General features: G+C 58.9%; 9 protein-coding genes. 7 read left to right on the forward strand and 2 right to left on the reverse strand.

All coding sequences use genetic code 11. From position 1 onward, the window contains the following. Position 1: 1 nt before the first annotated feature. From OP500_RS08190 to OP500_RS08200, 3 genes are all read left to right on the forward strand, one after another. Complete coding sequence (locus tag OP500_RS08190) at positions 2-604, forward strand: phosphoheptose isomerase (protein WP_274070664.1); 603 nt, start codon at positions 2-4, stop codon at positions 602-604. Between the two features lie 129 nt (positions 605-733). Further along, on the forward strand, positions 734-1,381 hold the full coding sequence (locus tag OP500_RS08195) for a BON domain-containing protein (RefSeq protein WP_274070665.1): 648 nt from the start codon (positions 734-736) through the stop codon (positions 1,379-1,381). 51 nt (positions 1,382-1,432) lie between these two features. Then, entirely contained in the window at positions 1,433-1,975 is a 543-nt protein-coding gene (locus tag OP500_RS08200) for a hypothetical protein (RefSeq protein WP_274070666.1), read from the forward strand. Positions 1,976-2,161: 186 nt separating this feature from the next. Here OP500_RS08200 and OP500_RS08205 read toward each other — a convergent pair whose 3' ends face one another. Together OP500_RS08205 and nrdA are read right to left on the reverse strand one after the other, a co-directional pair. Further along, positions 2,162-2,632: a hypothetical protein gene (locus OP500_RS08205; RefSeq protein WP_274070667.1), complete on the reverse strand. Its 471-nt coding sequence runs from the start codon at positions 2,630-2,632 to the stop codon at positions 2,162-2,164. Positions 2,633-2,736: 104 nt separating this feature from the next. Continuing rightward, complete coding sequence (gene nrdA / locus OP500_RS08210) at positions 2,737-5,016, reverse strand: class 1a ribonucleoside-diphosphate reductase subunit alpha (protein ID WP_274070668.1); 2,280 nt, start codon at positions 5,014-5,016, stop codon at positions 2,737-2,739. 452 nt (positions 5,017-5,468) lie between these two features. Between nrdA and OP500_RS08215 the strand changes: the two genes are divergently transcribed. From OP500_RS08215 to OP500_RS08230, 4 genes are all read left to right on the forward strand, one after another. Then, positions 5,469-6,722, forward strand: a complete 1,254-nt coding sequence (locus OP500_RS08215) for a lipoprotein-releasing ABC transporter permease subunit (RefSeq protein WP_274070669.1) — start codon at positions 5,469-5,471, stop codon at positions 6,720-6,722. After that, positions 6,715-7,425, forward strand: a complete 711-nt coding sequence (gene lolD / locus OP500_RS08220) for a lipoprotein-releasing ABC transporter ATP-binding protein LolD (protein ID WP_238744852.1) — start codon at positions 6,715-6,717, stop codon at positions 7,423-7,425. Before OP500_RS08215 ends, lolD begins: the two co-directional genes overlap by 8 nt. A gap of 265 nt (positions 7,426-7,690) precedes the next feature. Next, entirely contained in the window at positions 7,691-9,199 is a 1,509-nt protein-coding gene (locus OP500_RS08225) for a catalase (RefSeq protein ID WP_274070670.1), read from the forward strand. A 182-nt stretch (positions 9,200-9,381) separates the two neighbouring features. Then, positions 9,382-11,043, forward strand: coding sequence for an AMP-binding protein (locus OP500_RS08230; protein ID WP_238744848.1), 1,662 nt, complete (start codon positions 9,382-9,384; stop codon positions 11,041-11,043). Positions 11,044-11,240 lie beyond the last annotated feature (197 nt).

The raw sequence follows: 11,240 nt of genomic DNA on the forward strand, positions 1-11,240 counted from the left end.
AATGAACAGTCTGCAACAGCGGGTTGCCGCCCATTTTGACGAAAGCATCCGCGCCAAACAAACCGCCGCCGCCGTGCTGGCCGAACCCACCGCCCAAGCAGCGCTGCTGCTGTTTCAGGCGCTGGCCGAAGACGGCAAAATCCTAGTGTGCGGCAACGGCGGTTCGGCGGCCGACGCCCAGCATTTTGCCGCCGAGCTGACCGGCCGCTTCGAAAAAGAGCGCATGGAGCTGGCGGCGGTGGCGCTGACCACCGACACTTCCGCCCTGACCGCCATCGGCAACGACTACGGTTTCGAGCATATTTTCAGCAAGCAGGTACGCGCACTCGGCCGCGCCGGCGACGTGTTGATGGGCATTTCCACTTCCGGCAATTCCGCCAATGTGATCGAAGCGATTAAAGCCGCCCACGAGCGCGATATGAAAGTGGTGGCCTTTACCGGCCGCGACGGCGGCAAAATCGCCGCCATGCTCAAAGAAGGCGATGTGCTGCTGAATGTGCCCTATCCGCGCACCGCCCGCATTCAGGAAGTCCACATCCTGCTGGTGCACGCGCTGTGCGACTGCATCGACACCATGCTCACCGAAGGCATGCCCGCCGACTGAATGCCGCCGTTTTCAGGCAGCCTGAAAAACTGCCAAATCCGGTAAAAAAACGTTAAAATGCGCCGCATCCGGCGCGCTGCCTGCCCAACAATCAATCAGGGCGCGCCCCCAATATCCCAGGAGTCCACCATGAATATGCCCAAGCACCGCCTTGCCGTTCTGATGCTGTCGATTGCCTTTGCCGGTTCGCTGGGCGGCTGTGCCGCCGCGCTGATTGGCGGTGCCGCAGCCGCCGGCGGCGCGTCGATTGCCGACCGCCGCAGCACCGGCGCGCAAACCGACGACGAAGTGATGGAGCAGCGCGTCAAATACCAAGCGCTCCAAGCCGTCCGCAGCGCCAACACCAATCCGCAGTACAAACCGAAAATCGCCGTTGTCAGCTACAACCGCCGCATCCTGCTGCTGGGACATGTCGCTTCCGAAAACGACCGCCAAACTGCCGAAGCCATCGCCCGCAGCGAGAAAAACGCATTGGCCGTGTACAACCACATCCAAGTGGTGCCGATCAACCGCACCTTCGGCCACATCAGCAATGACACCTGGATCACCACCAAGCTGCGCACCCACCTGATCAACGTGCCGGGCGTGTATTTCGGCCACGTCAAAGTCGTTACCTACGACGGCACCGCCTATGTGATGGGCATACTTGCGCCCAATCAGCAGGCCGCCGTAACCGAGCGCGTGCGCACCACCCCGGGCGTGCGCGAAGTCGTTACCCTTTACGAAACCTACCAGCCTGAAACCACCACCAACGCCGCCACCGGCAGCGCCCAGTAAACCCTGCGGCGCAGGCTGCCTTTCAAGGCAGCCTGAAACGGATACCGTGCAATGTCAAACGAACCCCAAGCAAAATCCAAAATCACTTTCGGCAACATCCTGCTGACCCTGCTGGTGATCGGCACCTTTGTCGTCATTGGCCTGATGTACGTTTTGTACCGCGAGATTTCCAAACCCACGGTTATCGACACCGAAACCCGCCAGCAGCCCGCCGCTTCGCGTCCGGTTGAAGCGCTCTCGCCCGACGGCAAACCCGTTTCCCCGACTCCGGTGCGTGATGCCAGCCTGCCGACCGTCGGCGCACCCGACCCGCGCGAAGTGCCCGGCGTTGCGTCCGAGCCGGATGATGCTTTCGACCGCGCCGCGCTAAACACCGGCGCGGCACCGGCCAAGAAAGCGAAAAAAGTCGAGAAAGAAAAGGAAAAAGAGAAAGAAATCCCGCTGGTGCCGATCGCCGGCGGCGGCGACAGCGGCGGCGAAGTCCCGCTCAAGCCGGTAGAAACCGCCCCAACGCCGAAAAAAACACCCCGCCCCGCCCAGCAGAACACGCCGAAAAAATCCACCGGTGGCGACGCCATCGACGAATTGTTCTAAACACCGCTGCGGCAATGACAAAACGGCTTTCAGGCTGCCTGAAAGCCGTTTTTTAATGTTCGCAAAAATGCCGCCTTGCTGCCGTTTTCCGATATTTTCCGAATGGCACAAAGCAGCCTGAAAGCCGATGTGGCTTTCAGGCTGCTTTTGTTAGGCGCGGATGCCGGTTTTAGTATCGTTTCGTGGTCAGGAGGCGAATACTTTGTGGGTGATGATGATTTTGCCGCCGCGTTTTTCGTAGCGGGTTTCGGTGCCGTCGCCGGCCACGCAGTCGTCGCCGCCGCCGCTTTTGACACGGACGCCGCCGTTGTGGCGGGTGATGTGGTAGTAGTAGCGGAAACCACCGCATTCGTTGGGTTCGGTGCCTTCGCGTTTCAGGCTGCGTTTGGGCAGGGTGTGCGGCAGGTATCCGTCTTGGTAGATTTCTTCTTCGCGCACGCCGTCGATTACGGGGGCTTCGTAGCGGTAGCGGCGGGCTTGGAAGTCGGCATAGGCTTGGGCGATGGTGGCGCCGGGGGCTTCGCAGCGGTAGGTGCTTTCGATGCCTTTACTTTGAACGTGGCGGCATTGCATCTGGCTGCGGGCGGCGGCGGGCAGGGACGCGGCGGCAAATACCGCAGCCAGTAGGGCGGGGACAGTGGAATAACGGAGCTTCATACGGAGTTCCTTTAGGTTGGTGGAAAGAAAAAGCAGCCTGAAAGCCAAAAATGCTTTTCAGGCTGCCTCGCATCACTTAAAGGCAGCTTGAAAAAAACAAGACATCAGATTTTGCACGCTCCGCCGGCGCAGCCGTCGTCTTGGATGTCGGTTTGGGTGTCGTCGGCGCCGTCGCGGGTGTGGTGGTAGTAAAGGGTTTTGACGCCGTATTTGTAGGCGGTGAGCAGGTCTTTGAGCATCTGCTTCATCGGTACGCGGCCGCCTTCGAAGCGTTTGGGGTCGTAGCTGGTGTTGGCGGAGATGGCTTGGTCGACGAATTTCTGCATGATGCCGACCAGTTTCAGATAGCCTTCGTTGCCGCCCATCTGCCACAGGGTTTCGTATTGGTTTTTCAGGCGGCCGAATTCGGGCACCACTTGTTTGAGGATGCCGTCTTTGGAGGCTTTGACGGTAACCAGGCCGCGCGGCGGCTCGATGCCGTTGGTGGCGTTGGCAATCTGCGAGCTGGTCTCAGACGGCATGAGCGCGGTAAGGGTGGAGTTGCGCAGACCGTGTTTGACGATGTCGGCGCGCAGGCTTTCCCAATCGAGATGCAGCGGCTCGGCGCAGACGGTGTCGAGGTCTTTTTTGTAGGTGTCGATCGGCAGTTTGCCCTGCGAATAAACGGTTTGATTAAACAACGGGCAGGCGCCGTATTCTTTGGCCAGCTCCACCGAGGCTTTGAGCAGGTAGTACTGCATGGCTTCAAAGGTGCGGTGGGTCAGGGCGTTGGCCGAACCGTCGCTGTATTTCATGCCGTTTTTAGCCAGATAGTAGCCGTAGTTGATCACGCCGATGCCCAGCGAGCGGCGCCCCATGGTGGAGGTGCGGGCGGCTTTGATCGGGTAGTCCTGATAATCCAGCAGGGCATCGAGCGCGCGTACGGCCAAGTCGGACAGGCCTTCGAGTTCGTCCAGATTCTCGATGGCGCCCAGGTTGAAGGCGGACAGGGTGCACAGGGCGATTTCGCCGTTTTCGTCGTTGATGTCATTCAGTGGTTTGGTGGGCAGGGCGATTTCCATGCACAGGTTGGACTGGTGGACAGGGGCGACACGCGGATCAAACGGGCTGTGGGTGTTGCAGTGATCGACGTTTTGGATGTAGATGCGGCCGGTGCCGGCGCGCTCCTGCATCAGGATGGAGAAGAGTTCGGTGGCCGGCAGGCTGCGTTTGCGGATGTTTTCGTCTTGCTCGTAGCGGGTGTAAAGGCGCTCGAATTCGTCTTGGTCAGCGAAAAAGGCTTCATAGAGGCCGGGCACTTCGTTGGGTGAGAACAGGGTGATGTTTTCGCCTTTGATCAGGCGGGTGTAGAGCAGGCGGTTGATTTGCACGCCGTAATCGAGCTGGCGGATGCGGTTGTCTTCCACGCCGCGGTTGTTTTTCAGCACCAGCAGGCTTTCCACTTCCAAATGCCACAGCGGGTAAAACAGCGTGGCCGCCCCGCCGCGCACACCGCCCTGCGAGCAGGATTTGACGGCAGCCTGAAACATTTTGAAGAAGGGGATGCAGCCGGTGTGCTGCGCTTCGCCGCCGCGGATTTCGCTGCCCAGCGCGCGGATGCGGCCGCCGTTGATGCCGATGCCGGCGCGCTGCGAAACGTATTTGACAATCGAGCTGGTGGTGGCGTTGATGGAATCCAGGCTGTCGTCGCACTCGATCAATACGCAGGAGCTGAACTGGCGGGTGGGCGTGCGCACGCCGCTCATAATCGGCGTCGGCAGCGAGATTTTGAAGGTGGAAACCGCGTCGTAAAAGCGTTTTACATAATCCAGGCGGGTGGCTTTCGGGTATTTGGAGAACAGGCACATCGCCACCAGAATGTAGAGAAACTGCGGTGTTTCAAAGATTTGGCGGGTAACGCGGTTTTGCACCAGATACTTGCCTTCCAGCTGTTTGACGGCGGCGTAGGAGAAGGTCAGGTCGCGGTCGTGGTCGATGTGCGCGTTGAGTTCGTCGAATTCTTCGCGGCTGTAATCGGCGAGAATGTGGCGGTCGTAGCGGCCGGCTTCGGTGAGTTTGGCCACATGGTCGTAAAGATGCGGCGGCTCGTAGTCGCCATAGGCGATTTTGCGCAAGTGGAAAATCGCCAGCCGCGCGGCCAGATACTGGTAATCCGGCGTTTCTTCGGAAATCAGGTCGGCCGCGGCCTTGATGATGGTTTCGTGGATGTCGTCGGTGCGGATGCCGTTGTAAAACTGGATGTGCGATTTGAGTTCGACCTGGGAAACCGATACGTTGTCCAAGCCCATTGCCGCCCAAGTTACCACGCGGTGGATTTTGTCCAGATTGATCGCCTCCAATCGGCCGTCGCGTTTGGTAACTTTGAGATTGACTGTCGTATTCATCGGGCTTTCCTTCGCTTTGGGGTTCAAATCGGATGGGTGTTGGCTTGGAGCTTGTTTTCAGACGTTTTTTCAGACTTATACATGTGAAAACGCGCCAAGAAAAACAGCGCGTATGGCGCATGATAATCCATTTTCAGGCAGCCTGAAAAGTGCGTAAACGGGTGCAAAAGTTCTTTAATTTGCAAATGAAAAGGTTATGGCATAAACACACTTTTCCCGCCGCCGGCGCTTGCCCCGCACGGCGGATTTTGCTAGCCGGATGTTTTTGTCGGATAAAAAGGCTTTTGCCAAGAACCATCAAAAATGGCAGCAAAACGCCGCGCTTTCAGGCTGCCGGCAGCGGCTGGGCGGCGCTTTCCCCTTTTAGGCTGCCGCGCCTGACAACACGCCGCTGCGGCAAAGTTTTGATACAATCGCCGCCGTTTTGACTTCAGCAAAGGCAGCCTGAAAATATGGCTTTGGAAACTTGGATCGGCCTGCGTTATATGCGCGCCAAAAAACGCAGCGGCTTTGTGTCGTTTATCTCGGTGATTTCGGTGCTCGGCATTGCGCTGGGCGTGATTGCGTTGATTCTGGTGCTGTCGGTGGTCAACGGCTTTCAGAAGGAAATCCGCGGCCAGCTGCTCAATATCGCCCCGCATGCTGAAATCGGCTATTTCGATGCCGAGGGCGGCAAAACCTGGCGCGATCTACAAAAGCAGTTCGGCACGGGCAAAGGGGTGGTGGCGACCGCACCCTATGTGGCCGGACAGGCGCTGCTGGCCAATTCCGGCGAGGTGCGCGGCGTGCAGCTGCGCGGCGTGCTGCCTGATCAGGAAGCGAAAGTGGCGGAGTTCACCAAAAACGTGGTGGCCGGCCGCCTGGAAGATTTGCAGGCCGACGATTTCGGCATTGTGCTCGGCTCGGAGCTGGCCGATGCGCTGGGCGCGGAATTAGGCAACAAAGTTACCGTGATCACGCCCGAGGGCAATGTTACCCCCGCCGGCGTGGTGCCGCGGCTCAAGCAGTTCAGGGTGGTCGGCATCATCAAGACCGGCGTCGATGAAGCAGACAGCAGCATGGCGATTACCCATTTGGCCGACGCACAGAAACTCTACCGCGTGGACGAGGGCAACGTCGGCCTGCGGCTGCGGCTGGCCGATCCGCAAAACGCGCCGGCGGTGATGGATGCGCTGGTGCCCGAAGCCCTGCAGCAGAGCCAGCAGATTTGGGTGCGCAACTGGACGGACAACAACCGCAGCTACTTCAACGCGGTGGAAATGGAAAAACGCCTGCTGACGCTTTTGCTGACCTGCATCGTCGTCGTTGCCGCCTTTAATCTGGTGTCGTCGCTGGTGATGGCGGTAAAAGAAAAACAGGCCGATATCGCCATTTTGCGCACGCTGGGCATGTCGCCCGGCGGCATTATGCGCATTTTCATCGTGCAGGGCATGGTTGCCGGCACCATCGGCACTTTGGTCGGTACCGTGCTCGGCCTGCTGGCGGCGTGGAAAGTGGGCGACATCGTTGCCTATATCGAAGAGGTGTTCAACGTGCATTTCGTGTCGTCCAAAGTTTATTTCATCAACCATCTGCCCAGCGACATTCAGGCTGCCGACGTGATTACCGTGGTCTGCATCTCGCTGCTGCTTTCTTTCTTGGCGACGCTGTATCCGAGCTGGAGCGCGGCGCGCACCCAACCGGCGGAGGCTTTGCGCTATGAATAATCCCGTACCCCACCCCGCCGCGGAGCCGCAGGCGGTAATCGACTGCCGCGAAGTGAGCAAAAACTACCGCGACGGCAGCCTGAACGTGCAGGTGCTCAACGGCCTGAGCCTGCAAATCGGCGCCGGCGAGAGCGTAAGCATCATCGGCGCTTCGGGCAGCGGCAAATCGACGCTGCTGCACATTCTCGGCGGGCTGGACAGCCCGAGCGCCGGCAGCGTGATGCTGATGGGCGAAAACGTTGCCAAGCTCGGCCAGAAAGCGCTGGGACGGCTGCGCAACCGCAACCTGGGTTTTGTTTACCAGTTCCACCACCTGCTGGCCGAATTTTCGGCGCTGGAAAACGTAATGATGCCGTTGCTGATCAGCGGCGCGCCCAAAGCCGAAGCCCGCGATCGCGCGGCGGCGATGCTCGAGCGCGTGGGGCTGGGCGAGCGCATCCGCCACCGCCCCGCCCAGCTTTCCGGCGGCGAGCGCCAGCGTGCCGCCATCGCCCGCGCGCTGGTCGGCCGCCCGCGCTGCCTGCTGGCCGACGAGCCCACCGGTAATCTCGACCGCGGCAATGCGCGCAAAGTGCTCGATATGATGCTGGAGCTGCAAAGCGAGCTGGATACCGCGCTGGTGGTCGTGACCCACGACGACGATCTGGCCGCCCGTTTCAACCGCGTATTGCGAATGCAAGACGGCAAGCTGGTCAGCGCTTAATTCTTTATTTTTCAGGCAGCCTGAAAGCGGAAAATCCCTTTCAGGCTGCTTTTTTGTCGTCGTTTTAAAATAAACAAATTGAAATCATAGTTGCGATAGCTTTTGTTTAAACATATATTCCGCCCCGCACCGCAGCCACGCTGCATAAACCCAAGCGAAAGGAAAACAAATGTCGATCCAGCAACTGTATGAAAAATGTGAAACCGGCTACGAATACGCCTTCCGCCAAATCGAGCAATCCGCCAAGCAATAAAAGGAAACCATGATGAACAAATGCCCTGTAACCCACCTGACCATGAACAATGGCGCCCCCGTTGCCGACAACCAAAACTCCATGACCGCCGGAGCGCGCGGCCCGCTCTTGGCGCAAGATTTGTGGCTGAACGAAAAACTCGCCAACTTCGTGCGCGAAGTCATCCCCGAGCGGCGCATGCACGCCAAAGGCTCGGGCGCGTTTGGTACGTTTACCGTCACCCACGACATCACAAAATACACCCGCGCCAAAATCTTCAGCGAAATCGGTAAAAAAACCGAAATGTTCGCCCGCTTTACTACCGTTGCCGGTGAGCGCGGCGCGGCCGATGCCGAGCGCGACATCCGCGGCTTTGCGCTGAAGTTTTACACCGAAGAAGGCAATTGGGACATGGTCGGCAATAACACGCCCGTGTTCTTCCTGCGCGACCCGCGCAAATTCCCCGATTTGAACAAAGCGGTCAAACGCGACCCGCGTACCAATATGCGCTCGGCAACGAACAACTGGGATTTCTGGACGCTGCTGCCCGAAGCCTTCCACCAAGTCACCATCGTGATGAGCGATCGCGGCATCCCCGCCAGCTACCGCCACATGCACGGCTTCGGCTCGCACACCTATAGCTTTATCAACGCGCAAAACGAGCGATTCTGGGTGAAATTCCATTTCCGCACCCAGCAGGGCATTAAAAACCTGATCAACGCCGAGGCCGCCGCCATCATCGCCGACGACCGCGAAAGCCACCAGCGCGACCTTTACGAAGCCATCGAGCGCGGCGACTACCCCAAATGGACGATGTACGTGCAAATCATGCCCGAAGCGGACGCCGAAAAAGTGCCGTACCACCCGTTTGACCTGACCAAAGTTTGGCCGAAAAAAGACTATCCGCTGATTGAAGTGGGCGAGTTTGAGCTCAACAAAAATCCGGAAAACTTCTTCGCCGACGTCGAACAATCCGCCTTCGCGCCAAGCAATCTCGTGCCCGGCATCAGCGTTTCGCCCGACCGCATGCTGCAAGCGCGCCTGTTTAACTACGCCGACGCGCAGCGCTACCGCTTGGGCGTGAACCACCACCAGATTCCGGTAAACCGCCCGCGCTGCCCCGTGCACAGCAACGCCCGCGACGGCCAAGGCCGCGCTGACGGCAACTACGGCTCCGCCATCCACTACGAGCCCAACAGCTTCGGCCAATGGCAGGAACAGGCGCAATACGCCGAGCCGCCCTTGAAAATCAACGGCGACGCCGCGCATTGGAACTACCGCGAAGACGACGCCGACTACTTCAGCCAGCCGCGAGCGCTGTTTGAGAAAATGAGCGACGAGCAAAAACAAACCCTGTTCGCCAACACCGCCGCCGCAATGGGCGACGCGCCGGACTTCATTAAATACCGCCACATCCGCAACTGTGCCCGCTGCCATCCGGCCTACGCCGAAGGCGTCGCCCAAGCGCTGGGTCTGAGCGTGGCGGATGCCGAAGCCGCCCACGCCAGCGATCCGGCGCTGGGGCAGCCCGGTTTGCTGTAAACCGCGCCAAGGCAGCCTGAAAACGGTCTGCCGCACACCAAAAGGCAGCCTGAAAACCGAAAAAAGGTTTTTCAGGTTGCCTTTTTACGCACGCGCGACCGCTTCGGCGCGGATACGGGGAACAACGTTTAATTTTGCTATAATCGCCCCCTTTCCCGACCACACAACGGAAACCGCAACCCATGGAAAAAATCTGGCTGGACAGCTACGAAAACGGCGTGGCACACGAGATCGACACCGAACGCTACCAATCGGTGGTGGACGTATTCAAACAAAGCGTCGAACAATTTGCCGACAAACCCGCCTTTCACAGCATGGGCGTAGAAATCAGCTACCGCCAAACCGCCAAGCTGGCGGCCGATTTCGCATCCTATCTGCAAAACGTGCTCAAGCTGCCGCGCGGCGAGCGGGTAGCGGTGATGATGCCCAATCTGCTGCAATACCCGATTGCGGTATTCGGCATCCTGCAAGCCGGGCTGGTGGTGGTCAATACCAACCCGCTCTACACCCCGCGCGAACTCGAACACCAACTCAAAGACAGCGGTGCCACCGCCATCGTGGTGCTGGAAAACTTTGCCAATACGCTGGAAATGGTGCTGCCGCGCACCCAGGTCAAACACGTTATCGTTGCCAGCGTCGGCGATATGCTCGGTTTTTTCAAAGGCGCTTTGGTTAATTTCGTGCTGCGCCGCGTGCGCAAACAAGTGCCGGACTACCGCATCCCGCACGCCGTACCCTTTAAACGCGCGCTGGCGCAGGGCGGCGCCCAAACGCTGCAGGAAGTGCCGCTGGCGCGCGAAGATCTGGCCTTTTTGCAGTACACCGGCGGCACCACCGGCGTGGCCAAAGGTGCGATGCTCACCCACGGCAATATCTGCGCCAACATGATGCAGGGCGCCGAATGGATTAAATGCAAGCTGCAGCCCGGCCACGAAGTCTTTATCGCCGCGCTGCCGCTTTATCATATTTTCGCGCTCACCGTGAACCTGATGATTACCATCCAGGCCGGCTCCAAAGCCGTGCTGATCGCCAATCCGCGCGACATCGACGGCTTTATCGCCGAATTGGGCAAACACCGCATCACCGTGTTTATCGGCGTCAACACCCTGTTTAACGCCCTGCTCAATAAAGACAGCTTCAAACAGCTCGATTTTTCCAGCTGGAAACTCACGCTCAGCGGCGGTATGGCCACCCAGCAGGCCGTGGCCGAGCGCTGGGCGGCGCAAACCGGCCAGGCCATCGTCGAAGCCTACGGCCTGACCGAAGCCAGCCCCGGCGTGTGCGTCAACCCGCTCAACATTCCCGCCTACAGCGGCGGCATCGGCCTGCCGCTGCCCAGCACCGACGTGCAGCTGCGCGACGGCAACGGCGGTTTTGCCGCCATCGGCGAAGCCGGCGAACTGTGGATCAAAGGGCCGCAGGTGATGAAAGGCTACTGGCAGCACCCCGAAGAAACCGCCAAAGTGCTCGATGCCGACGGCTGGCTGGAAACCGGCGACATTGTCGTGATGAACGAACAAGGCTGGCTGCGGATAGTCGACCGCAAAAAAGACCTGATTGTGGTGTCCGGCTTCAACGTCTATCCCAACGAAATCGAAGACGTGGTCGCCCACAACCCCAAAGTGCTGGAAGTGGCCTGTATCGGCGTCAAAAGCGAAAAAACCGGCGAAGCGCTCAAACTCTTCGTGGTGAAAAAAGACCCCAGCCTGACCAAAGACGAGCTGATCGAATTCTGCCGCAGCCAGCTGACCGGCTACAAAGTCCCGCGCGAAATCGAATTCCGCGACGAGCTGCCCAAGTCCAACGTCGGCAAAATCCTGCGCCGCGAGCTGCGCGACAAATAAGCGGATACACACAAAGCAGCCTGAAAACGGTTTTTCGTTTTCAGGCTGCTTTTTTAACTTTCAGGCTGCCTTTAACTTTCAGGCTGCCTTTAACTTTCAGGCTGCCTTTAACTTTCAGGCTGCCTTTAACTTTCAGGCTGCCTTTAACTTTCAGGCTGCCTTTAACTTTCAGGCTGCCTTTAACTTTCAGGCTGCCT

It is taken from the genome of Kingella sp. SNUBH-2017 (assembly GCF_028680565.1).
In the GTDB taxonomy this organism is placed as follows: domain Bacteria; phylum Pseudomonadota; class Gammaproteobacteria; order Burkholderiales; family Neisseriaceae; genus Kingella_D; species Kingella_D pumchi.